The organism is Sphingomonas sp. FG14, assembly GCF_057809675.1.
This window is the reverse complement of sequence record NZ_JBMDKK010000033.1, coordinates 1-23,672: the sequence shown is the minus strand read 5'-3', so window position 1 is coordinate 23,672 and position 23,672 is coordinate 1. Positions and strand designations below refer to the sequence as shown.

Annotated in this window: 24 protein-coding genes and 1 tRNA gene; 9 read left to right on the top strand and 16 right to left on the bottom strand. The window is 68.2% G+C overall.

The features are described from left to right. The 6 genes from ACODTA_RS29475 to ACODTA_RS29450 all read right to left on the bottom strand — a co-directional run. Positions 1-404: hypothetical protein (locus tag ACODTA_RS29475; RefSeq protein WP_489071098.1), on the bottom strand; the 404-nt coding region annotated here is incomplete at its 3' end. Then, entirely contained in the window at positions 401-1,690 is a 1,290-nt protein-coding gene (locus ACODTA_RS29470; RefSeq protein WP_489071096.1) for a methyltransferase family protein, read from the bottom strand. The genes ACODTA_RS29475 and ACODTA_RS29470, both read right to left, overlap by 4 nt. Positions 1,691-1,811: 121 nt before the next feature. Next, entirely contained in the window at positions 1,812-3,191 is a 1,380-nt protein-coding gene (locus ACODTA_RS29465) for a sensor histidine kinase (protein WP_489071094.1), read from the bottom strand. Positions 3,192-3,193: 2 nt separating this feature from the next. Continuing rightward, positions 3,194-3,913 carry a response regulator gene (locus ACODTA_RS29460; RefSeq protein ID WP_489071092.1) on the bottom strand — a complete coding sequence of 240 codons (720 nt, stop codon included), beginning with the start codon at positions 3,911-3,913 and terminating at the stop codon, positions 3,194-3,196. Positions 3,914-3,987: 74 nt separating this feature from the next. After that, positions 3,988-4,551, bottom strand: a complete 564-nt coding sequence (locus ACODTA_RS29455; protein ID WP_489071090.1) for an EF-hand domain-containing protein — start codon at positions 4,549-4,551, stop codon at positions 3,988-3,990. A gap of 147 nt (positions 4,552-4,698) precedes the next feature. Continuing rightward, entirely contained in the window at positions 4,699-5,073 is a 375-nt protein-coding gene (locus ACODTA_RS29450; RefSeq protein WP_489071088.1) for a c-type cytochrome, read from the bottom strand. Positions 5,074-5,241: 168 nt separating this feature from the next. Here ACODTA_RS29450 and ACODTA_RS29445 point away from each other — a divergent pair, with 168 nt between their 5' ends. Both ACODTA_RS29445 and ACODTA_RS29440 read left to right on the top strand, forming a co-directional pair. Continuing rightward, entirely contained in the window at positions 5,242-5,958 is a 717-nt protein-coding gene (locus ACODTA_RS29445) for a glutathione S-transferase family protein (RefSeq protein WP_489071086.1), read from the top strand. Between the two features lie 316 nt (positions 5,959-6,274). After that, positions 6,275-8,173, top strand: coding sequence for a M1 family metallopeptidase (locus tag ACODTA_RS29440; RefSeq protein ID WP_489071084.1), 1,899 nt, complete (start codon positions 6,275-6,277; stop codon positions 8,171-8,173). 272 nt (positions 8,174-8,445) lie between these two features. Here ACODTA_RS29440 and ACODTA_RS29435 read toward each other — a convergent pair whose 3' ends face one another. Together ACODTA_RS29435 and ACODTA_RS29430 are read right to left on the bottom strand one after the other, a co-directional pair. Continuing rightward, entirely contained in the window at positions 8,446-8,673 is a 228-nt protein-coding gene (locus tag ACODTA_RS29435) for a DUF2188 domain-containing protein (protein WP_489071082.1), read from the bottom strand. A gap of 4 nt (positions 8,674-8,677) precedes the next feature. Further along, positions 8,678-10,081 (bottom strand): Mur ligase family protein, encoded by a 1,404-nt coding sequence (locus tag ACODTA_RS29430; protein WP_489071080.1) that lies wholly within the window; start codon positions 10,079-10,081, stop codon positions 8,678-8,680. 56 nt (positions 10,082-10,137) lie between these two features. On the opposite strand from ACODTA_RS29430, the gene ACODTA_RS29425 reads away from it, so the two are divergent. Then, a complete protein-coding gene (locus tag ACODTA_RS29425; RefSeq protein WP_489071102.1) occupies positions 10,138-10,959 on the top strand; it encodes an LD-carboxypeptidase in 822 nt (273 codons plus the stop codon). A 63-nt stretch (positions 10,960-11,022) separates the two neighbouring features. Beyond that, a complete protein-coding gene (locus ACODTA_RS29420; protein WP_489071078.1) occupies positions 11,023-12,213 on the top strand; it encodes a glycosyltransferase family 4 protein in 1,191 nt (396 codons plus the stop codon). Between the two features lie 414 nt (positions 12,214-12,627). Here ACODTA_RS29420 and ACODTA_RS29415 read toward each other — a convergent pair whose 3' ends face one another. Continuing rightward, the gene (locus ACODTA_RS29415) at positions 12,628-12,954 is read right to left on the bottom strand and encodes a DUF2218 domain-containing protein (RefSeq protein WP_489071076.1); all 327 of its coding nucleotides are present in this window, start codon (positions 12,952-12,954) and stop codon (positions 12,628-12,630) included. Then, the gene (locus tag ACODTA_RS29410; RefSeq protein ID WP_222989277.1) at positions 12,951-13,511 is read right to left on the bottom strand and encodes a PadR family transcriptional regulator; all 561 of its coding nucleotides are present in this window, start codon (positions 13,509-13,511) and stop codon (positions 12,951-12,953) included. Before ACODTA_RS29410 ends, ACODTA_RS29415 begins: the two co-directional genes overlap by 4 nt. A gap of 118 nt (positions 13,512-13,629) precedes the next feature. Between ACODTA_RS29410 and ACODTA_RS29405 the strand changes: the two genes are divergently transcribed. From ACODTA_RS29405 to ACODTA_RS29385, 5 genes are all read left to right on the top strand, one after another. After that, positions 13,630-14,940, top strand: coding sequence for a replication-associated recombination protein A (locus ACODTA_RS29405; RefSeq protein ID WP_489071074.1), 1,311 nt, complete (start codon positions 13,630-13,632; stop codon positions 14,938-14,940). Next, positions 14,921-16,318 carry a serine hydrolase domain-containing protein gene (locus tag ACODTA_RS29400; protein WP_489071072.1) on the top strand — a complete coding sequence of 466 codons (1,398 nt, stop codon included), beginning with the start codon at positions 14,921-14,923 and terminating at the stop codon, positions 16,316-16,318. Before ACODTA_RS29405 ends, ACODTA_RS29400 begins: the two co-directional genes overlap by 20 nt. Beyond that, on the top strand, positions 16,315-16,656 hold the full coding sequence (locus ACODTA_RS29395; protein WP_489071070.1) for an MmcQ/YjbR family DNA-binding protein: 342 nt from the start codon (positions 16,315-16,317) through the stop codon (positions 16,654-16,656). The genes ACODTA_RS29400 and ACODTA_RS29395 overlap by 4 nt, the downstream gene beginning before the upstream one ends. Beyond that, on the top strand, positions 16,653-17,576 hold the full coding sequence (locus tag ACODTA_RS29390; protein ID WP_489071068.1) for a hypothetical protein: 924 nt from the start codon (positions 16,653-16,655) through the stop codon (positions 17,574-17,576). Before ACODTA_RS29395 ends, ACODTA_RS29390 begins: the two co-directional genes overlap by 4 nt. A 17-nt stretch (positions 17,577-17,593) precedes the next feature. Further along, positions 17,594-17,669: transfer RNA gene (locus tag ACODTA_RS29385), tRNA-Thr, on the top strand. 129 nt (positions 17,670-17,798) lie between these two features. Here the strand turns inward: ACODTA_RS29385 and ACODTA_RS29380 are convergent. The 6 genes from ACODTA_RS29380 to ACODTA_RS29355 form a co-directional block, all read right to left on the bottom strand. After that, on the bottom strand, positions 17,799-17,966 hold the full coding sequence (locus ACODTA_RS29380; RefSeq protein ID WP_489071100.1) for a hypothetical protein: 168 nt from the start codon (positions 17,964-17,966) through the stop codon (positions 17,799-17,801). Positions 17,967-17,997: 31 nt separating this feature from the next. Next, the gene (locus ACODTA_RS29375) at positions 17,998-19,038 is read right to left on the bottom strand and encodes an agmatine deiminase family protein (RefSeq protein ID WP_489071066.1); all 1,041 of its coding nucleotides are present in this window, start codon (positions 19,036-19,038) and stop codon (positions 17,998-18,000) included. After that, positions 19,035-20,174 carry a serine hydrolase domain-containing protein gene (locus ACODTA_RS29370; RefSeq protein WP_489071064.1) on the bottom strand — a complete coding sequence of 380 codons (1,140 nt, stop codon included), beginning with the start codon at positions 20,172-20,174 and terminating at the stop codon, positions 19,035-19,037. The genes ACODTA_RS29375 and ACODTA_RS29370 overlap by 4 nt, the downstream gene beginning before the upstream one ends. 71 nt (positions 20,175-20,245) lie before the next feature. Further along, positions 20,246-21,988: a dipeptide ABC transporter ATP-binding protein gene (locus ACODTA_RS29365; protein WP_489071062.1), complete on the bottom strand. Its 1,743-nt coding sequence runs from the start codon at positions 21,986-21,988 to the stop codon at positions 20,246-20,248. Beyond that, entirely contained in the window at positions 21,985-22,872 is an 888-nt protein-coding gene (locus ACODTA_RS29360) for an ABC transporter permease (protein WP_489071060.1), read from the bottom strand. Before ACODTA_RS29360 ends, ACODTA_RS29365 begins: the two co-directional genes overlap by 4 nt. After that, the coding region (locus ACODTA_RS29355) for an ABC transporter permease (protein ID WP_489071058.1) at positions 22,865-23,672 on the bottom strand (808 nt) is incomplete at its 5' end. The genes ACODTA_RS29360 and ACODTA_RS29355, both read right to left, overlap by 8 nt.

The window sequence follows — 23,672 nt, the reverse complement described above, 5'->3', positions numbered from 1 at the left end:
GCTACGGCCCCGGAAGCCGCGGCCCCGCCCGGCGCGCCGACCGCGCCCCTCGATCCCGGCGTGCCGACCGCGCCTTTCGATCCAGCCGCGCCGCCACCGCCCGCCTGCGCCGCGATGTCATGGGCGGCGGGCGGTTGCGTCTGCCTGCGATAGGCCTGGGCCTCCGCGCGATCGCGCGTCGCCACCGCATCCTCGGACGCGGAATCGCCGGTCAGCCAGGATATCGCGGCGACGATGGCGGCGATCAGCGCCACGATCACGCCCAGCAGGATCAGCAGCGGCACCGCGATGCTGCGCGGGCCTTTCTTCATCGGGCATTCGGCATCGCGGCAGCGCGCCAGCGATATCCTGCCTTCCTCCCCGTCGAACGTGCGCTTGCAGCGTTCGCAGGTGGCCGGAATCACCGCCCGCGCCCCGTGATGCCCCTGATCAGGCGCGGGATCGGCGCGTTGCGATCCATCCATTCGGCATAGGCGCGATAGGCGGGATCGGCGCCGAGATGCTTCTCCTCGGTGCGCGCGCGCCAGTAATAGACGCCGCTCACCGCCGCCATCAGCAGCGTGTTGCGCACCGCGTCGATCGGGCTGCCGGTGGTCGCGAGGAACGGCAGGGTGGACAGCCACCAGAAGCTGTTCTTGGCCAGATAGGCGGGGTGCTTGGTCCAGGCATAGGGGCCGTGGGTGAGCACGCCGCGATGGGTGAGGTTGGAGAAGCGCAGTCCGAACGCCACCGTCGCCCAGGCATAGATCGCGGTCAGCCCCACCAGCACCGCGCCATAGGCGGCGACGACACTTGGATAACCCGCCAGCCAGTCGGACCATTCGGCGGTGCCGATATGATAGTCGAGCGGGCCGCCGTCACCCATCATGATGAAGGGCGGATAGCAGATCAGCGCCGCCATCCAGCCCGCCGCATAGGGATTGGCCGAACGGATATGCGAATCCAGCGGCTTCATCGTCAGCACATAGCCGACGGTGGCGAAGGCGATATCGACCACGAACATCGCGGTGATCAGCCAGCCGGCCAGCATCACCGGGCTGGCGACCATCGCCGCCAGCGGCTCACGCACCAGATCGCCGAACGCGCCGGGCACGATCGAGATCATGAAGGCGGAGAAAAAGCCCTTCACCGCCCAGGCGCGGAAATGATCGTACAGCACGGTGCGGTCGGGCACGCCCTGCCCGATCAGGAACTGGCCGAAGGCATGGGCGCCGTCGCGCGGCTCGACCAGCCGCCGGTCGATCCAGATCACATAGGGGACCGAGGTGACGGCGAGGATCGGCGCGAGGGTGACGAGCACCTCCATCGCGAACAGATAGCTGCCGCTCCAATACCAGCGGCCGACACAGTAGAAGACGGCGATCGCGCCCCAGGTCGCCCACAGGCCCGCGATCTTGACCAGGCTGATGTCGATGGTCTCGCGCATCGGGCGCGGCGCGGCCGACCAGTCGATGCCCGTCGACGGATTGCGATGGACCTTGTCCACCAGCAGCGACCACAGCACCATCGGCACGCCGCAGCAGATCACGCCGGTCAACGCGGAAAGCGGCCCGTCCATGCCGTAATATCGGGCGATCAGGATCCAGCCGAACAGGCCGGCAAGGCCCGCCAGCCCCACCCCGGTGCTCACCGCCGAGCGCGGGCGGACGTCCGGCGCGGCTTCCGTGACGATCATGGCATGCGCGTTCATGCCGTCGATCCCTAGGGAAAAGTGGTAAAATCTTTCATAAGGCGGCCCCGGTTCGTCGCATCGCGGGCGGCCTCCGCCGGGGCTTCGCGGCCGGTGCCTGGGCCAGTGGTCGGACCAGTGTTCAGGCCGGCAGCCACAGCGTCGCGCGCAACCCGCCTTCGGGGCGGTTGGCCAGCGTCAGCCGCCCGCCATGCTGAAGCGCGATCGCCTTGGCCAGCGCCAGCCCCAGCCCGGTGCCGCCGGTTTCGCGGCTGCGCGACTGTTCCAGCCGGGCGAAGGGTTCGAACATCGCCTCGATCTTGTCCTCGGGAATGCCCGGCCCATTGTCGTCGATCAGGACGGCTACGCCCTTGTCCGCCTGGGCAACGCTCACCTCGGCGCTGCCGCCATATTTGACGGCGTTGTCGATCAGGTTGCGCAGCGCGCGCGTCACCAGCGTCGGCCGGATCGTCACGGTGGTGCGCGGCATGTCCGCCAGCGACACGGTGTTGCCCAGCGCCTGGAAGTCGTCGACCACCTGGTCGAGCAGCGCCGACAGGTCGACGCGCGTTTCCGGCTCGCTCGGCCGCCCGAGCCGCGCCAGCGACAATATGTCGTCCAGCGTGCGGTTCATCTCCTCGATGGTCGCGGCCATGCGGTCGCGCTCGGCCTCGTCCTCCATGCCCTCCGCGCGCACGCGCAGCGAGGCGAGCGGCGTGCGCAGGTCGTGGCCGATCGCGCCCAGCATCCGGTCCTTCTCGTCGAGCAGCCCGGCGATGCGCGTGCGCATGCCGTTATAGGCGGAAACCAGCCGGCGCACGTCGGACGGGCCGCTTTCGGGCACCAAGGCCGCGCTTTCGGCGCTGCGGAAGCCCTCGACCGCGCCGGTCAGCTCGCGCAGCGGGCGCGCGACGCGGCGCACGCTCCACAGCACGGCGGCGAGCACCACGAAATAGAGGATCATGGTCTGGAGGAACAGCCAGCCCAGGAAGCGCGGATCGCGCGACGGCAGCCGCGTGATCAGGTTGACCCAGCGGCCGGGGCTCACCTCCGCCGCGACGATCAGATAGGGGCGGTTGTTGCGCCGTTCGGGATCGATCGTGTCGCGAAGCTGCGCGATCCGGTCATGGCCGGGCAGCCGCACCGCCGATCCGGCGGCCTGCGCCGCATCCACCCTCAGCACCGGCACGCGCAGGTCGTGCAGCGCCACGCGCGCGCGTTCCGCGATGTCCTCGCGGCGCGGCATGCCCGGCGTCACGCGGCTCTTGCCCTCGACGACGACGCCGCGGCGCAGCAGCCACGGGCCGCGCTCGCGCAGCATCGGCGCGCCCGCCGCGTCGCGCTCGATCGCGTCGGCCAGCCGCGCGATCGCGGGGGCCGCCACCTGGATCAGTTCCTGGCGATCGCGCGCGCGCACCAGCAGGCCGAAATTGATCGACTGGGCGACGAGCAGCGCGATGCCCACCAGCAGCGCGATCTGGCCCGACATGTTGCGGGGCCACAATTTATCCAGCAATTTCACCATCACATCCGCGTCACATCGGCGGCGAGCGTGTATCCGCCGCCCCACACCGTCTTGATCAGCGTCGGGTTGCGATGGTCGGGCTCCACCTTGCGGCGCAGGCGGCTGATCTGGTTGTCGATCGCGCGATCGAACGGATTGGCCTCCCGCCCCTGTGTGATGTCGAGCAACTGGTCGCGGCTCAGCACCTGGTTGGGCCGGCTGACCAGCGCCAGCAGCAGGTTGTATTCGCCGGTCGACAGCGGCACGGACACGCCGTCGCTGTCCACCAGCGTCCGTTCGCCCGCCTTCAGCACCCAGCCGGCAAAGGCGTAGCTTTCGCTTTCGGGGGGGCGGAGGCGCGCGCCGCCATTGCCCGCGCGGCGCAGGATCACCTTGATCCGCGCGATCAGCTCACGCGGGGAAAAGGGCTTGAGCACATAATCGTCGGCGCCCATTTCCAGCCCGACGATGCGATCGGTCTCCTCGCTGCGCGCGGTCAGCAGGATCACCGGGATCTCCCCGCTCTCGCGGATATGGCGGCACAGGCTCAGCCCGTCCTCGCCCGGCATCATGATGTCGAGCACGACCAGGTCGATCGCATAGCCCGCCAGCCGCAGGCGCGCGGTGGCGGCGTCGCCCACCGCCGTCACGCGGAAGCCGTTCTTCTGGAGATAGGCGGCGAGCGGTTCGCGGATCGAACGCTCGTCGTCGACGAGGAGGAGGTGGGGACGGTCGCTCATGGCCTGCCTTCGTTCATGCCGGAGGGGCGGGCGATGCGCAACGGCGCACGCCCGCCCGGATCACGCGGGAAGGATCAGCTTCCCGACCGTTTCGCACGCCATGCCGCGCGCGCCGCCTGGCGTTCCTCGAGCGTGATCGTGCCGTCCTTGTCGGCATCGACACGATCGAACATCGCCAGCGCGGGCGCCTGGAATTCGGCGCGGGTGACGGCGCCGTCGCCATTGGCGTCCAGCTTGCCGCGCATGCCGCCCGGTCCACGCATGCCGTCTCGGCCGAAACCGCGATGCGCCATGCCATGCCGGCCGCGCTTGCCATGTTCGCCACGCGCCTCGCGGCGCTCCATCCGCGTCTCGCGCGCGGCGTCGAACTCGGCGCGGCTCACCTGGCCGTTCCTGTCGGCGTCGAGCGCGGCGAACATGCGGTCCGCGCGTTCCTTGCCGCGCGCCGCGCGGTCCTGCTCGGTCAGCTTGCCGTCCTTGTCGGCGTCCAGCCGGTCGAAACGCGCATCGGCGCGCGCGGTGGCGTCGGCGCGGGTCGTCGGCGCGCCGGGGGCACGCGTCTCGCCGGTCTGCGCCATGGCGATTCCGCCGGCCAGCGCGATCGCGCCGAGAGCGGAGACAGCGATCACTTTCTTCATCCTTTGGTCCTTCGATGACACGGCCTGCCTGGATAGCCGCCGATGAGACGGCTTATCGGGCAGACATGTCCTCAAATTATCGCGGACCGGCGGAAATTTGTCGCAATTTGTCGCACCCCCGGATCCGCGATCCGGGGGCGGACCGGCTTATTTCAGCGACAGCAGGTAATCGGCGATCTGCGCGGCGACCTTGGGATCCTTCTGCCCGGCATAGACCATCTTGGTGCCCGGCACGGTCTTGCGCGGATCGGTGACGAACGCGATCAGCTTGTCGCGCGTCCAGGTGATGTTCGACTGTTTCATCGCGGGCGAATAGGCGAAGGTGGAGACCGCCGCCTTGCGATTGCCGACGCCCCACAAATTGGGGCCCATCGCCGATTTCTCGCCCGCGTTCACCTTGTGGCAGACCGCGCACATCGCGAATGCCGGCGGCTTCGGCCCCGGCGCGGCGGAGGCCGTCGCCGGGATCGACGCCAGCGCGAGCAGACCCAGCCCGGCGGTGAAACCAAACGCTTTCTTCATGAACATCCCTCTCACGAACGAATCTTGTTCCATCCCTGCGCCGGACGACATGAATGCAGCGTTGCCGTTCGGCAAGTCTTTTGCCGCCGGTGGAATGCGCGGAGACGGCTTGTCGCGCCGCCCCGCCGCCCCCATCTCCGCCGCGCTGGGCACGGCAAGGAGACCCCGATGATCGAACTTCATTACTGGCCGACCCCCAATGGCCACAAGATCAGCATCGCGCTGGAGGAAATGGGCCTGCCCTATGCCGTCCATCCGGTGAACATCGGCGCGGGCGAGCAGTTCGCCCCCGAATTCCTGAAGATCAGCCCCAATAACCGCATGCCCGCGATCGTCGATCCGGACGGGCCGGACGGCGAACCGATCTCGATCTTCGAATCCGGCGCGATCCTGCTGTATCTGGCGCGCAAGACCGGCCTGTTCGGCGGCGCCAACATGCGCGAGCGGGCGGAGGTGGAAAGCTGGCTGATGTGGCAGATGGGCGGCGTCGGCCCGATGGCGGGCCAGGCCAATCATTTCCGCCATTACGCGCCGACGATCGAGCCCGATCCCGAAAAGCTGCGCTATGGCCAGGATCGCTACACCAACGAGATGAACCGCCTGTTCGGCGTGCTCGACACCCGGCTGGCCGATCGCGACTTCGTCGCCGGCCCGCTCTCGATCGCCGATTTCGCGATCTGGCCCTGGGCGGTCCTCGCCGACCGCGTCGGCCAGGACCTGAACGACTTCCCCAATGCCAAGGCGTGGATCGAACGCTGCGGCGCGCGCGAGGGCTTCGCCAGGGGCCGCGCGGTCGGCGCGGAGCTGCGCAAGCCGCTGGAAGCCGATACCGAGGAAGGCCGCAAAGCCCGCGCCCTCCTCTTCGGCCAGACCGCACGGCGCTGATCGGCGGGGCGACAAGCCGCAAAATACCGCCGCACCGCTCCCCCAATCCCGTTCGGGCTGAGCCTGTCGAAGCCCTGTCCTTCTCCTTCCGATGCAAAGGAAAGGCAGGGCTTCGACAGGCCCGGCCCGAACGGTGCAGGTGACGAGGATAGACGCTCAGCCCGAACGGTGCGGGTGGCGAGGATACAGGCCCGGCCCGACCGGAAACGGGATCGCGGATCATTCCGGGCCACGCGTTCCCACCCACCCCATCCGGCCTTCCCTGCCCGGCCTTCCTGCTCTAGCTTCGCGCGCTCACAACATGGGTCGCGCCTTCATGCATCTTCGCAACCTCCTTCCCGCCCTGCTGCTTTGCACGCTCGCGGCGTGCAATCCGCAGCCCGCCAGCGAGAATGCCGGAACACCGCAGGTGGCGCCGGTGCTGACCACCGACGAGGCGAAGGACGTCCACAGCTATGCGAAACCCCAGGAAGCGCGCGTCACCCATGTCTCGCTCGACCTGACCGCCGATTTCGACGCCAAGGTGATGGCGGGCACCGCCACGCTCGACCTGCAGACCAAGGAGGGCGCCAAGGAGATCGTGCTCGACAGCCGCAACCTCGCGGTCAAGCAGGTCACCGACGCGGAGGGGCGGCAATTGCCCTTCGCCTTCGGCAAGGGGGACGCGATCCTGGGCCAGCCGCTGACCGTGCAGCTTGGCGGCGCGAAGAAGATCGTGATCCACTACGCCTCCGCCCCCGGCGCGCCCGCGCTGCAATGGCTCTCGGCGGACCAGACGGCGGGCAAGAAATCGCCCTATCTGTTCAGCCAGGGCGAAGCGATCCTCAACCGGAGCTGGATCCCGACGCAGGACAGCCCCGGCATCCGCCAGAGCTGGGACGCGAGCATCACCGTGCCGGAGGAACTGGTGGCGGTGATGAGCGGAGACCGGCTGACGCCCGAGGGCGAGAACAGCGACGGCGGCCGCACCTTCCGCTTCAAGATGGACAAGCCGGTCGCCCCCTATCTGATCGCGATCGCGGTCGGCGATCTCGCCTTCAAGGAGATCGGCCCGCGCACCGGCGTCTGGACCGAACCCGCCATGCTGGAGCGCAGCGCCAGCGAATTCGCCGATCTGGAGAAGATGGTGAGCGCGGCGGAGGGGCTGTACGGCCCCTATCGCTGGGGCCGCTACGACCTGCTTGTGCTGCCGCCCAGCTTCCCGTTCGGCGGCATGGAGAACCCCACGCTCACCTTCGTCACGCCCACGGTGATCGCGGGCGACCGCTCGCTCGTCAGCCTGATCGCGCACGAACTGGCGCATAGCTGGTCGGGCAATCTCGTCACCAACGCCACCTGGAACGATTTCTGGCTCAACGAGGGCTTCACCGTCTATTTCGAGAACCGGATCATGGAGGCGATGTACGGCGCCGATCGCGCCGCGATGCTCGCCGATCTCGGCTGGAGCGACATGGAGGCGGCCTTCAGGCAGGTGGGCGGCCAGGACGCGCCCGACAGCCGCCTGCATCTCGATCTTGCCGGGCGCGATCCCGACGACGGCATGACCGATGTGGCGTATGAAAAGGGCGCGGTGTTCCTGCGCACGATCGAAAAGACGGTCGGCCGCGAACGCTGGGACGCGTATCTCAAAAGCTATTTCGACCGGCTGGCCTTCAAGCCGCAGACCAGCGCCGGGCTGATCGGCGACATGCGCGCCAATCTGTTCAAGGATGGCGAGGAAGCGAAGATCGGCGTCGAGCGCTGGGTGTACCAGCCCGGCCTGCCCGACGATGCCGTCCATGTCCGCTCCACCGCCTTCGCCGCCGTCGACCGCGCGGCGGCGAATTTCGCGGCGAGCGGAAACGCGGCGGCGGTGGACCGCACCGGCTGGACCACCCAGCATTACCAGCGTTTCCTCGCCCGCCTGCCGCGCACGCTGTCGGCCGACAAGCTCGCCGCGCTCGACGGCGCCTGGGGGCTTTCGGACAGCGGCAACAGCGAGATCCGCTTCGCCTGGCTGATGCTCGCGATCGGCAGCCGCTACGATCCCGCGCTCGCCTCGGCGGACCGTTTCCTCACCTCAATGGGACGGCGCAAGTTCGTGGCGCCGCTGTTCGAGGCGCTCAACGCCCAGGCCGAATGGGGCGGCCCCGCCGCGCGCGCCATCTATCTGAAGGCGCGCCCCGGCTATCACTCGGTCACGCGCGGCACGGTCGACAAGACGCTGGGGGTCTGAGGGGGCACACCGCCCCTCGCACCGCTCAGTCCCGCACTCACACCGTTCGGGCCCAACTCACACCGTTCGGGCTCGCCCCATCCCGCTCGGGCCCACCAACCCCGTTCGGGCTGAGCTTGTCGAAGCCCTGTCCTTCTATTTCGATGCAAAGGGAAAGGCAGGGGTTGGCCTACGGCCGACTTCGTCCCGACAAGCTCAGCCCGAACGGAGATGTCAACAGTGGCGGGACAGGCTTAACCTGATTGCGCACCCAACTTCGCGATCCCCCCGGGTCAGGCCGAAGGCACCACCGGCGCGGAACGCCATTCCTCGCGGAAGCTGCCGTCTTCCTCCTGCACCATCACGCGCGACTGATAGCCGGTGGTGACCGCCTTGCCGGCGGTGTCGATCGCGTCGCGGATCGCCGCCGACTGCGTCGCATAAGGCCCGTAATTCTTGCCGGCCAGATTGATCCGCCAGACGGCGCCATCGCGGATCACCGTGTAATGCGCCATCTGCATGAACTTATCCTTCCATTCTGGCCAGCAGTTCCGCCGCGAACTGGCTCAGCGTGTCGTCACGCGCGCCCATCACGACGATCCGGTCACCCGGCTTCGCCAAGATGGTCAGTCGTTCGCCACATGCAACACGGTCGGGAAGATATTCGGCATGGCGCCCGCCCGCGCTGACGCCGGCGACGATCTCCGCCGCGCCGACGCTGCGGTCGGTGGTGCCGCCATAATAGACGGGATCGGGCATGATCAGCACATCGTCCGCGCCAAGCTGATCGACGAAACCGGCAACCAGTTCGTTGCGCATCGTGCGCAGCGGGCCGAAGCCGTGCGGCTGGAACATCACCAGCAGCCGGCCGGGAAAGGCATGGAGCGTGGCGAGCGTCGCCGCGATCTTGTCCGGATTATGCGCGAAATCGTCGATCACGGTCACGCCGTTCGCCTGGCCGACCACCTCCATCCGGCGGCGCAGCCCCTCGAACCCGGCCAGCGCCTCCGCGGCGGCCGCCAGCGGCACGCCGCACGCGCGCGCCGCGCCGATCGCGGCCAGCGCGTTGGAGACATTGTGGCGCCCCGGCACGCGCAGCCGCACATCGGCGCGCCCGCCATCGGATCGCTCGACCACGGTGAAGGACACGCCGTCGGGCGCCTCCGCCACCGATTCGGCGCGCAGATAGGCGCTGCCGCGATCGATGCCATAGGTCAGCGCCACGCCTTCGGGCAGGATCGCCGCCAGCTTCGCCACTTCCTCGCTGTCGGCGTTGATCACCGCGCAATCGGCGCGGCCGATGAAGCCGCCAAACAGCGTGCGCAGCTCCTCGATCGACTTGTGGTCGAGCGAGACATTGTTGAGCACCGCGATGTCGGGATCGTAGAGCGCGATCGAACCGTCGCTCTCGTCCACCTCGCTCACGAACGCCTCGCCCCCGCCGATCAGCGCGCTGGCGAAGGGGGTTTCGGGCCCGATGAAATTCTTCATCACCGCGCCGTTCATCACCGTCGGCTCACGCCCGGTGGCGCTCAGGATCCAGCCGATCATGCCGGTGACGGTGGATTTGCCGCTGGTGCCCGCCACCCCGATGCTGGTGCGCGAGGCGTTGAACAATTCGGCGAGCAGGTCCGCGCGGCGCATCTCGGGCGCGCCGATCGCGCGCGCCTTCACCACGTCGGCGATCTCGTCCTCCACCGCGGCGGAGGTGACGAGGATCTGGTCCGCGCTTTTCATGCCGCTGCCGTCCTGCGGATAGAGCGTGATGCCCTGCGCCTTCAGGAAATCGAACTTGGCGGCGATGCGCCCCTGGTCCAGCGAACGATCGGATCCCTTCACCCTGGCGCCGCGCGCCTTGACGATGCAGGCGAGCGGCAACATGCCGCTGCCCCCGATTCCGCAGAAGAAATAGCTTTTGGCCCGAGTCATGGGCGCGCGCTATTGACGCTTTTATTGGGTTGGGCAAGCGCATGGGGATGAAGGCGATGAAAACCAGGATCGGTGTGGTCGCGCCGAGCTGCCCGATCGACGACGCGGTGGCCGAACGCGTCACCGCGCGGGCGGAGGCTTTGTACGGCGCGGCGGTGGAACTGGCCTTCCATCCGCAATGCTTCCTGAGCGCGGGCCATTTCGCGGGCGAGGATTGCGCGCGCGAGGCCGCGTTCGTCGAGGCGGCGAACGATCCGCATCTCGACGCGATCTGGTTCGCGCGCGGCGGCTATGGCGCCTGCCGCGTCGCCGAGGGCGCGATCGCCCGGCTGGGGGAAGCGGCGCGGCGCAAGACCTATCTCGGCTATAGCGACGCGGGCACTTTGCTCGGCGGGCTTTACGGCCGGGGCATCGGCACGGTCGCGCACGGCCCCATGCCCGTCGACATCCGCCGCGACGGCGGCGAGGCGGCGGTGGACCGGGCGCTGCGCTGGCTGGTCGAACGCGACCCCGCGTCGCTGGAACCCGGACTGGACGGCGAGCGCCCGGCGGCGGCGTTCAACATGACGATCCTGAGCATGTTGATCGGCACGCCGTTGCAGCCCGATCTGTCAGGCCATGTCCTGCTGCTGGAGGATGTGGGCGAATATCATTACCGGATCGACCGGACGCTGTGCCACATCACCAGCAATCCCGGCATCCGCAAGGTGGCGGGCATCCGCTTCGGCCGGGTCAGCGACATCACCCCGAACGACCGCCCCTTCGGCCATGATGCGGAGGAGATCGCGGCGCACTGGTGCCATGTCTCGGGAATCCGCCATCTCGGCGGCGCCGATATCGGCCATGACGCCGCGAACCGCGTGGTGCCCTTCGGATGATCGCGGCGCGATCGCTCGCGCCGCTGGCGTTAATCGCGACGAACCGTTAGGGGCTGGCCGCTTATGGACGTCACCGATCTCCGCATCGCGCTGTTCAGCGGTAACTATAATTATGTCCGCGACGGCGCCAATCAGGCGCTCAACCGGCTGGTGGGCTATCTCCTCCGCCAGGGGGCGTCGGTGCGCGTCTATGCGCCGGTGGTGAAGGAACCCGCCTTTCCGCCGACGGGCGATCTGGTGGGCGTGCCCGCCATCGCCATTCCCGGCCGCGCCGAATATCGCGCGCCGGTGATGATCCCGCCGAGCATCAAGCGCGACATCAAGCGTTTCGCGCCCAATATCTTCCATGTCTCCAGCCCCGAGATCCTGGGCCACCGCGCCGTCAGCCTGGCGCGGCGCTGGGACAAGCCGGTGATCGCGTCGGTCCATACCCGCTTCGAAACCTATTTCCGCTATTACGGCCTCGCCTTTCTGGAGCCGCTGGCGCTGGCGGCGATGCGGCGTTTCTACCAGCGCTGCGACGCGATCTTCGCGCCATCCGAATCGATGGCGCAGCTCCTGCGCGAACAGCGGATGAGCTATGATGTCGGCATCTGGACGCGCGGCATCGATCAGGAGATCTTCCGTCCCGACCGGCGCGACCTGGCATGGCGGCGCGGGCTGGGCATCGCCGATGACGAGGTGGCGATCGGCTTTGTCGGCCGGCTGGTGATGGAAAAGGGGCTGGACGTCTATTCGGACGCGATCGACCAGCTCGTTCGGCGCGGCGTGAAGCATCGCGTGCTGATCGTCGGCGAGGGACCGGCGGGCGACTGGTTCCGCAACCGGCTGCCCCAGGCGGTGTTCGCGGGTTTCCAGGCCGGGCCGGACCTGGGCCGCGCCGTCGCCTCGATGGACATGCTGTTCAATCCTTCCGTCACCGAGACCTTCGGCAACGTCACGCTCGAAGCCATGGCCTCGGGCCTGCCGGTGGTCGCCGCCAAGGCGACGGGCAGCGACAGCCTGGTCGCGCACGGCGTGAGCGGGCGGCTCGTCCGCCCCGGCGCGATCGTCGGCTTCGCCGACGCGCTCCAGCATTATTGCGAGAATGGCGACGCCCGCGCGGCGGCGGGCGAAGCGGGGCGCAAGGCGGCGGACCGCTATGGCTGGGACGCGGTCAACCAGGAACTGGTCGACGGCTATCTGCGCATCATCCGCCAGCGCCAGGCCGGCAGCCGCGCGCCACGCCAGAGCCCGCTACCCTATACGGATTGAGATCGGCCAGGCTGGCGCTCATGCCAGCACCCCGTTCGGGCATCCGCAATCGGGCGAGCTCGCGCCCCTGCCCACACCCCGTTCGGGCTGAGCCTGTCGAAGCCCTGTCCTTCTCCTTCCGATGCAAAGGAAAGGCAGGGCTTCGACAGGCTCAGCCCGAACGGTGTGGGTAATTGGCGCCATGTCGGCACGATCCGAGCACGCGGGGGTTAAGCAGGTCCGAACGGTGCGGGTATTTGGCGTCACGCCGGCACGATCCGAGCACGCGGGGGTAAGCAGGCCCGAACGGTGCGGGTATTTGGCGCCACGCCGACACGATCCGAGCGCGCGGGGTTTAGCCCGGCCCGAACGGTAGGCGCATTTGGCGCCGTCCCGACACCATCCCCGCATTCGCGGGGATGGTGTCGCGCATGTTCACCCCACCGCCTGCCAGTCGAACGCCAACGGCGCCTCGCGGAAGGCGAAGCGGTCGAGGTGGCGGGCGACCGCGCCTTTCAGCCCGTCGAGCTGCTCGGCGGAGGTGGCGTCGATGCGCACCTCGAGCGTTTCCGCCCGTGCGTCCATCGTCACCAGCCCGTCGCCGGGGTGATCGGCGCCGCGCGCGTCCCTGGGAAACACCACGGTGCCGTGCTCGGGGGTGAAGGCGACCTCCAGATTATGCTGCCAATGCTTGCACAATTGCTGGAGGTAACGGCTGCCCGATCGGGTCGGCACGCTGGCCGTCGCCGCGAAGCCGCTCATTTCAGCCGCTCGATCTTCTGCGCCGCCTCGTCGATCACCTGGACGATCGCGTGCAGCCTGTCCTCGTCGACATCGCCCTCGCTCATCCGGTTGACCAGCACCTGGCGGAGATTGCCCATCGCGCGGCGGATCGATCCGCCCTCGGTGCGGGCACGATGCTCGCCCAGCGCGTCGAGCCGGGCGAACAGCCCGTCGATCTCGTCGGTCCGCTCGGCCAGATGCGCCTCGCCCGCCGGGGTGACGGCGAACAGCTTCTTGGCGCCTTCGGACTGTTGCTCGCCGATCAGCCCCATATCGTCGAGCAGGGTGAGCGTGGGATAGATCACGCCGGGGCTGGGCGCATAGGCGCCGCCCGTCCGCTCCTCGATCGCGCGGATCAGGTCATAGCCGTGGCGCGGCTGGTCGGCGATCAGCCGCAGCAGCACCAGGCGCAGCTCGCCGCCGTCGAACACGCGGCGCCGGCCGCGACGGCCCTCGCCGTCCTCGCCCATGCCGTGATGGCCGCGGCGGGAATGATGGCCGCCTGTCCAGGCGCCATAGCCCATTCCAAAACGCATTTTCGTAATTCCTTATCTGTTACGTGATAGCTTAAGATATATCTTGATTCGATCTTTTTACAAGCCCCCCTCACACGGGAATGACATCGCGGCCCGCGCTGCCTATCTAGGGCGCCCCATGGCCGACCTTTTCGCGACCGACGATTCACCGAAACCGCTGGATGCCAACGCGCCGCTGGCCGATCGCCTGCGCCCGCGCACGCTGGACGAGGTGGTGGGCCAGGACCATCTGACCGGGCCGGAGGGCGCGATCGGGCGGCAGGTGGCGGCGGGCAAGCTTTCCTCGCTGATCCTCTGGGGGCCGCCGGGCACGGGCAAGACCACCACCGCGCGGCTGCTCGCCGATGCGGTGGGGCTGCGCTTCCTCTCGATCTCGGCGGTGTTCTCGGGCGTGGCGGACCTGAAAAAGGCCTTTGCCGAGGCGCGCGACCATGCCCGGCTGGGCCAGCGCACCCTGTTGTTCGTCGACGAGATCCACCGCTTCAATCGCGCGCAGCAGGATGGTTTCCTGCCCTATGTGGAGGACGGCACCGTCACCCTGGTGGGCGCCACCACCGAAAATCCCAGTTTCGAGCTCAACGCCGCCTTGCTCAGCCGCGCGCAGGTGCTGATCCTCAACCGGCTGGATGCGAACGCGCTGGAAACCCTGCTCGCCCGCGCCGAGGCGCTGGAGGAACGGCCGCTGCCGCTCGATCCCGACGCGCGCGCCGCGCTGATCGCGAGCGCCGATGGCGACGGGCGCTTCCTGCTCAACCAGGCGGAGACGCTGTTTTCGGTGAACCTGCCCGCCCCGCTCGATCCCGCCGGTCTCTCGGCGCTGCTCCACCGCCGCGTGGCGGTGTACGACAAGGATCGCGAGGGGCATTACAATCTCATCTCCGCGCTGCACAAGGCGATGCGCGGATCGGATCCGCAGGCGTCGCTCTATTATCTGGCGCGGATGCTGACGGCGGGCGAGGAACCGCTCTACGTGCTGCGCCGGATCGTGCGCTTCGCCAGCGAGGATATCGGGCTGGCCGATCCGCAGGCGCTGGTCCAGTGCCTGGCCGCCAAGGACACCTATGAGTTCCTGGGTTCGCCGGAGGGCGAGCTGGCGATCGTCCAGGCCTGTCTCTATTGCGCGACCGCGCCCAAATCCAACGCCGCCTACAAGGCGCAGAAGGCGGCATGGCGCTCCGCCAGGGAAACCGGGTCGCTGATGCCGCCCAGGAACATCCTGAACGCCCCGACCAAGCTGATGAAGCAGATCGGCTATGGCAAGGATTATGGCTATGACCATGATACCGACGAGGGCTTTTCCGGCGACAATTACTGGCCGGAGGAGATGCGGCCGGAAACCTATTACACACCCGTCGAGCGCGGATTCGAGAAGCGGATCGCGGAGCGGCTGGCCTATTGGGGGGAATTGCGTGAGAAGAAGCAGCGCTAGCCTGGCGGCGATACTGGCGTTGGCGGCGGCAGCCCCGTCCGCCGCGCAGCTCCAGGAACCGCCCAAAAGCTACGACCGCGCGATCGCGGCGGGCTACAAGGCGCTCACCCTGTGCAGCGCCATGTTCAACGCCGGGCGCACCCAGGCGCAGGCCGAGGCGCTGGAACTGACCGGCACCTATCCGCAATATGACGCGATCCTGCAGACGCTTCAGGCACAGGTGGTGAAGGGCCGCGACGATCGGGTGGCGATCGTCAGCGTTCCCTATGATCCGGCGATGCCGCCGCGCGCCGCCACCTGGGCGGTCGATCGTGGCTGCACGATCACCCCGATCGGCGCGACGCCCACCCTGCCCGACGACGTGCCGCCGGCATCGACGCGCACCGCCGCCGACGCGAAGCCCTGGCCCGCCGGAGAGGCGCAGGCAACGGGCAGGCTCGCGGGCGACGCGAAGGCGCTGGGCGCGGCGATGGACCGCGTCTTCGCCGAAGGCTTCGGCAAGGGGACGCGCACCACCGGCGCGATCGTCGTCCAGAACGGGCGGATCGTGTTCGAGAAATATCGCGAGGGCTTCGGCCCCCATGTCTCGCAGCGCACCTGGTCGGTCGCCAAGAGCGTGACGGGCACGATCGTCGGCCTTGGCGTGGGCAAGGGGCTGCTGGCGCCCGAGCAGAAGGGGGTGATCCCCGAATGGCGCGACGCGGGCGATCCGCGCGGCAATATCTCGATCGACCAGCTTCTGCGCATGGCCAGCGGCCTGCACAGCGACACGGCGGGCAATCGCACCGACGCGCTTTATTTCGGCGGCACCAGCGTGACGCAGGAAGTGACGGCCTGGCCGATCGAGGCGATGCCGGGCACCCGCTTCCGCTACGCCAACAACGATATCGTGCTCGCGATCCGCGCGCTCCGCGCCCGCATCGGCGACGACGCGGTCTATACCCGGTTTCCGCAAACCGAGCTGTTCGACCGGATCGGCATGACCCGCACGATCGCGGAGACCGATTTCCAGGGCAATTTCGTGCTCTCCAGCCAGGTCTGGTCCACCGCGCGCGATCTGGCGCGCTTCGGCCTGCTCTACCAGAATGACGGCGTCTGGAACGGCGAGCGCGTGCTGCCCGAAGGCTGGGTGAAATACGTCACCACCCCGTCGGGACCGCAGCCCGAGGGGCCGTACGGCTATGGCGCGACCTTCTGGCTGCTCAACAAATCCCCCGGCGTGCCGGCGGACAGCTTCGCCGCCTTCGGCAATCGCGGCCAATATGTCGTGATCGTACCCAGCCGCAACGTCGTGCTGGTGCGGCGCGGCGAGGATCCGGCGGGCGCGCCCTTCGACGTCGCCACATTCACCGCCGAGATATTGGCGACGCTCAAATGAGCCTCGACTGGGACGGCGTCGTCGCGTTCGCGCTGTCGCTGCCCGGCACGGAGCTTTCGACGAGCTATGGCAAGCCCGCGGTCAAGACCAATGGCCGCGCCTTCGTGGCGCCGGGGCGGGAGGATGGGTCCTTCTGCCTGATGATCGATCTCGACACCGTCGAGATGCTCATGGAAACCGATCCCGACACCTATTGGCAGACGCCGCATTATGCGGGCTGGCCCGCCGTGCTTGTCCGCCATGACAGCGCCGATCCGGACCGCGTGCGCACGATGATCGCCCAGGCGCATGGCTGGAACGCCGCCCGCCCGAAGCCCCGCCCGCGCAGGAAGCCATGAGCTTCACCTGGGATCAGGCGGCCGCCTTCGCGCCGGCGCCCCCCGCCCCTGACCGCTTCACCGGCTTCGCCGCGATCGACTGGTCGGGCGCGGTGGGCATGCGCCAGCCCGGCATCGCCATCGCCTTTTGCGAGGCGGGGAACGACGCGCCCCGGCGCGTCCGCCCCGGCCATGTCTGGTCGCGCGGCGAGGTGCTGGACTGGATCGCGGGCGAGATGCCGGCGGGCACGCTGGTCGGCCTCGATCTCGGCCCGTCGCTGCCCTTCGCCGATCGCGGCGCCTTCTTTCCCGGATGGGACGAAAGCCCCGCCGACGCGCGCGGCCTGTGGGCGCTGGTCGATCGCATCTGCGCGGACGACGCGCATCTTTCCGCCACCAGCTTCGTCGATCATCCGCACGCCGCGCGCCATTTCCGCCGCCATGGAAATCGGCCGGGCGACCTGTTCGGCGCCGGGCGCGGGCGGCTGCGCGTAACGGAGGAGGCGCAGCGCCAGCAGGGCCTCAATCCCTATAGCAACCTCAACCTGGTGGGCGCGGCGCAGGTCGGCAAATCCAGCCTGACGGGCATGCGCGTGCTTCACCGGCTGGGCGGCGCGGTTCCGGTCTGGCCCTTCGATCCCGATCCGGGCGCGGGATCGCTGCTCGTGGAGATCTATACCAGCCTGGCGGCGGTCGCGGCGGGCCGCGCGCGCGGGCGCACCAAGATGCGGACGGTGGAGGCGCTCAACGCCGCGCTCGCCGCCCCCGCGATCGCCAGCGGCCCCCATCCCGGCGAAGGGCCGATCGACGATCACGGCAGCGACGCGATCCTGACCGCCGCCTGGCTCCGCCGCGCCGCGCCCACCCCCGCACCCTGGCGCCCCGCCACGCTCGATCACCCCCTCGCGCAAACCGAGGGCTGGACCTTCGGCGTCGTCTGACGCATGGGGGAATCAGCGCCGGCTTAGCTCAGTTGGTAGAGCACCTGATTTGTAATCAGGGGGCCACGGGTTCGAATCCTGTAGCCGGCACCACAGCATTTCTGCGGGTTTGCGCGTCGTTCTGACGCCTCCCGTTCCGGCGGCCGTTCCGACACTTGGTGATGCGCTCTCGGCGGGCGACACCGATTCGCCTCGCTTTCTCCTGGCTCGCCTTGTTGCAGGCTATCGGGCTATTTGATCAGATCGCCGATGCATCTTTCGAGCAGTTCGATCCGCGCAGGCTTCGCGCCGATCATGGCTCCGCGCGAAATCTCCGCCCTGCGGACGCTTGATCTCGACAATGCACGCACCCCGATCGGCGAACGCGCGCGTGCGGCGGGGCGCGGCCACCGCCTGTTCGACGCTGACCACCAATATGCCTTCAAGAGGGGATGTGCGATCCTCCGCCCGGCCGGACCGCCGGCTGTTGCTGACTGATGCAGTGGAAAGATCCACCCTCGGTCAATAGCGTATTGGCCGCGAGGCCGATAACGGCGCGGTCGGGAAATGCGGCCTGCAATTGCTCAAGGGCCAGCCCCTGGCTCGCGGTGCCGTAGACGGGCACCAGCACCGCCCGATTGGCGATGATAAAATTGAGATGGGAGGCCGCGAGCGGTGCCCCGTCTTCCGCCAGCACGCGCCCCGGCGAGGCGATGCGGATTACCTTTATCGGCCTGCCCCGCGCATCGACCCGGCCCGTCAGCGTATCGGCAATCGCGTCGTAAAGCGCGGCATCCCCGTCCTCGCCCGCCGTCCCGACGGACACGAGGACCGTCGCGGTGCCGGCGAACCTGGCGACATTGTCGATGTGACCATGAGTGTGATCATATTCCAGGCCGCGATCCAGCCACAGCAAAGTCTCGACGCCTAGCGAGGCGCGCAGCGCCGCCTCGGCGTCGCCCTCCGACCAGCGCCGGCCGCGATTGGGATTGAGCACGCATTGGCGGGTTGCGAGCGCCGTCCCGTCGCCGTCGAAATCGAGCATGCCGCCCTCGAGGACGAAGCGATGCTCGTCGAGGCACGCGCGCGCATGGGCCGCGATCGAGCGCGCCACGTGCAGATCATCGACATACCCGAATTGCTCGCCCCAACCGTTGAAGGCAAAGGCAGCGGCCGAGCCGTCCGCCCTGAAGATCGGCCCGGTGTCACGCAGCCAGACGTCGCCGACATCGAACGGCGGAATTTCGACATGGGCCACATCGGCCAGCAGGCTGAGCGCGCGATCCCGCGCCTGCTGGTTGCCGACAGCCAGATACACATGCTCGCCACCGTCCGTCGCCAGGCTGCGCACCAGCGCCGCCACCTCGTGCTGCGCGCCGTCGAGATTATGTCCCCAGACCGCCGCCCGGCTGGGAAAACCGATCCATATGCCGTCATGGGGCGCCCATTCGGCGGGGATGTGGCGGGCGTGGTCGGCCGTCATCGCAGCGCGCGCGCGACCGCCGCGAAAAAGGCGTCGTCGTTCAGCTCGTAGCGCAGCCGGTAATTGGGCTTCGAGCGGGCGCTGAGCAGCACGATCATGAGATTCTCGCGCGGGTTCACATGGATATACTGGCCGTAAATGCCCTCGGCCTGGAAAGCGCCTTCGAGTTCGGGTGCCTGCAGCTCGGGAACCCACCACATATAGCCATAGGGCACCAGCTTCTCGCCGATATGATAGGGTGCGCCGGCCTCCCGGAACCAGCCGGCGGGCACCACCCGCTCACCGTCGATCACGCCGTCGTCGAGCACGAACTGACCGAAGCGCGCATAGTCGCGCATCGTCGCGCCCATGCCGCTGCCCGACACCACCATGCCCCCCGGGCTGTCGAGCCACCATGTCGCGTCCTGGTCCATGCCGAGGCGCGACCAGATCTTCTCCGACAGATAGTCGGTCAGCGACCGCCCGGTGGCATTTTCGAGCAGCGCGGCGACAAGATAGGATTCGCCGGTATTATACGCCCATGCGCCACCCGCGGCGGTCAGGCGGCTCATCCCCGACATATGCGCAACCACCGCGCGCGGGCTGAATTCGAGCTGACGGTCGAGCAGGACGCGGCGCTCGGAGCGCGGGTCGACATATTCCTCGCTCCATTTGACGCCCGTGCACATGCGCAGCAACTGGCGCACCGAAACCTCGGCATAGGGCCCGCCAATCTCGACATAGTCGGTCAGCGGCGCATCGAGATCGCCGATCGCCCCGTCCAGGATGGCCGCGCCGACCAGCGCCGATGTGAAGGACTTCGCGACCGAACAGGAGGCCCAGTGCGTGTCGGCATCGAGGCCAAGCTCATAATCCTCGAGCACGACCTGGCCATCCTTCATGACGAGGACGCCAGCGACGCGGTTGACCGACATGAAGTCACCGAGATCGAAGGTGCGGCCGTCGTGCGCGATCTCGATCTTCGGGAAGGGCGTCGCAGACACCGGCAACGGCCGCGCCGGCGCCAGCCCGCGCGCGACCGCCGCATGGGGGAACATGCGGCTGTTGCGCAGCATCACATCGACGACCTCGCCGGGCATCAGCGAACCGCCGAAGAATCGCAGCAGATCGGCTTTGTCGCCTGGGGTAATGCTCATGTAATATCGCTCCGGGGGCCTGTCGAAAGCCGATTTCTAGACGGGGGCGAGACCAGGGTCGCTTTCAATAATTATGCGCCTGGCCGCAAAAAATCCGCGCGGGGCGAACACAGCACATAATGCCCGCCGCCGAGATCGACCATCTCCGCGGCATCGTCGTCGTCCGCCTGATGATAGGCGAAGCCGGACGGGGCCGCCGCATGACCGGTCGGCGCGACGACAAGCTCATAATGATCCGGCGCGCGCCGAACGATGCGCGGCGTGGCTTCGAGCAACTGGTGGGTATAGGGGTGGCGCGGCCTGTCGAAGATCGCTTCGCGCGGGCCCGCCTCGACGATCCGCCCGCGATACATGACAATCACGCGATCCGCGATCTCCTCGACGACACCCAGATCGTGCGAGATGAAGAGATAGGAGAGGTCGTAAGTCTGTTTCAGGCGCATCAGCAGATCGAGCACCTGACGCTGCACCGATGCGTCGAGCGCCGACACGGGTTCGTCGGCCACCACCAGCGCGGGCTGCGCCACGATCGCCCGCGCGATACCGACGCGCTGGCGCTGCCCGCCCGACAATTCATGCGGATAACGGGCGAAGAAGGGCTCGGCGAGCCCGACCTCACGCAGCATCTGCCGCGCCTGTTCCAGCCGCGCGTCGCGGGTCAGCCGCGCATCGTGCCGCAACGGCTCCGCCACGATCCGCTCTATCGTCATCTGCGGATCGAGCGACGAATAGGAATCCTGGAAGATCATCTGGATACCCTCGGCCGACGCGGTGCCGAATTCGATCGCCCCCGACGCGGCGCGATGCAGCCCCAGCAAGGTGCGGCCGACGGTCGTCTTTCCCGAGCCCGATTCGCCGACGACGGCCAGCACCTCGCCGCGCCGGATGTCGAAGCTCGCATCCTTGACGGCGCGGACATGGCGCCGGGGGCCGAAGGGCAGCGGACGCTTCAACGGAAAGGCGACATTGAGCCCCGACACGCCGACCAGCGTCGCGTCGGCAACCTCCGCATGTGCCTCGGCCGGACGGCTGGGCAGGGCCGCCACGAAACGGCGCATATAATCGGTGCGGGGATCGAGCAGGATCCGGCGTGCCTGTCCCTGCTCGACCACCAGGCCGTCATGCAGCACCGTGGCGCTGTCGGCATATTGCGACACCATGCCGAGATCGTGGCTGACGAGCAGCACCGCCGTGCCGAGCTCGCGCGTCAGCTCGACCATCTGTTCCATGATCTCGCGGCGGATGAGCGCGTCGAGCGCGGTGGTCGGCTCGTCGGCGATCAGCAGTGCCGGACGGGTCAGCAGCACCGAGGCCAGCATGAAGCGCTGGCGCATGCCGCCCGAGAATTTGCCCGGATATTCGTCGAAGCATCGTGCCGGATCGCTGATCCGGACGCGGTGCAGCATCTCCAGGCTGCGCGCTTTGGCCTCGCGCGCAGAGACGCCCTCGTGCAGCCTGAGCGCCTCCATCATCTGCCGCCCGACCGTCATCGACGGGTTCAGCGACGTCATCGGTTCCTGAAAGACCGCGGCCATGCGCCTGCCGCGCAGGCTGCGCAGGGTGGCGGCATCGGCACCGACCAGATCCTGTCCCTCGAAAAGGATCGTGCCCCCGGCGATAGTGAGCGCGGGCGACAGCAGCCGGAGGACGGCGCGCCCGATCGTGGTCTTGCCGCTGCCCGATTCACCGATGAGCGCGCCGATTTCCCCCGCCTGCAACGACAGGCCGACCTGGCTCACCACCGCCCGCCCGCCGGGCGCGGTGATCGTCAGCCCGTCAATGGCGAGAACCGGCTTTCCCGCGTCGCGTGTCATGGCTTCATCTTCCGGTCGAAATGATCGCGGCAGGAATCGCCGAACAGGTTGATGCCGAGCAGCGCACCCGAGATCGCGAGGCCGGGCACGATCGCGAGCCAGGGCGCGTCGGCGAAATAGTTGCGGCTGTCGGCCAGCATCCCGCCCCAGCTCGCGGCAGGCGGCGGCAGGCCGAGGCCAAGGAAGGACAGCGCCGATTCGGCGAGCAACGCCCATCCGAACAGCGACGTGGACATGACCAGCACCGGACCGATCGTGTTGGGCAGGATGTGACGGGCCAGCGTATAGATCGGCCGGTTGCCGATGATCTTCGACGCGGTGATGAAATCGCGATTGCGCATCGTCAGCACGTTCGTCCGCACCACCCGCACCATATAGGGCAGGTAGGCGACGCTGAGCGCGATGACGGGCGCCAGCGACGACCCGGCCAGCACCGTCGTCATCGCGATCGCCATCACCAGCGCGGGAAAGGCGAGCAGCGCATCCATCAGCGCGATCACGATGCGATCCAGCCAGCCGCCGGCAAAGGCCGATAGCGCGCCCAGCACGGCGCCGGTCACCGTGACCATGGCGGTCGTCAGCGCGGCGACCGCGACGGTGATCGCGGCACCGCCCAGCAAACGGCTGAGCACGTCGCGCCCCCATTCGTCGGTGCCGAGCCAATGCAGGAGCGAGGGCGGCGAAAGCCTCGCCGAAAAATCCACCAATGTCGGATCATAGGGCGTGGCGATCGCGCCCGCGAGCGCGGCGACCAAGGTCAGGATGACGAGCATCCCGCCGATCGCGCCGCTCGGTCGCGCGGCGAATGCGCGGATCGACGAGTATCTTGCGCGCTTCCCGGCCGAAAAACCGGTGCCCACTTTTTCGGGAAGCGCTCTAGTCATGGCGCAGCGACGGGCAGATGAGCGGAGCGGTCAGTTCGACCGCCAGATTGACGCCGACATAGCTGAGCATCACGATGACCATGCACCCCTGAACGACGGGATAGTCGCGGGCGAAGACGGCCTCGACCATCAATCGGCCGAGACCAGGGAGGGAAAAGACGGTTTCGATCACCACCGCGCCGCCGAGCAGGCCGCCAAGCGCCAGCCCGATCATCGTCCAGGTCGGGCCCATGACATTCTGGAAGGCATGGCGGCGTGCCACGGCGGGTTCGGACAATCCCTTCGACCGGGCATGCGCGATATAGTCGAGCTGAAGCACCTCGACGGTGCTGGCCCGCACCAGCCGGACGAGCACCCCGGCCTCGATCAGCGCAAGCGTCACGACCGGGAGGACCAGATAATGCAACCCTTCACGCGGATCGTCGAACGGCGAGACATATCCGACCACCGGAAACAGATCGAGCTTCACCCCGAAATAGAGCAGCATCATCAGGCCAAGCCAGAAGCTGGGCACCGACAGGAAGAAGGTCGCCGCGGTCACCACCAGCGTATCGGTTCCGCTGTTCTGCCGCCATGCCGCGAACATGCCGAGCGGCAATGCGAGCAGCGCCGCGATGATCACCGCCGGCACCACGAGCAAGGCGGTCACGCCGAACGCCGGCATCAGCAGGTCGATGACGGGGCTTTCCATCGAGATCGACCGTCCGAAATCGCCATGCGCGATCGCGGCGATCCAGTGCATGAACTGCACCGGCAAGGGCTGGTCGAGCGCCAGCGTGGCGGGGCTCCCCGCCAGCCCC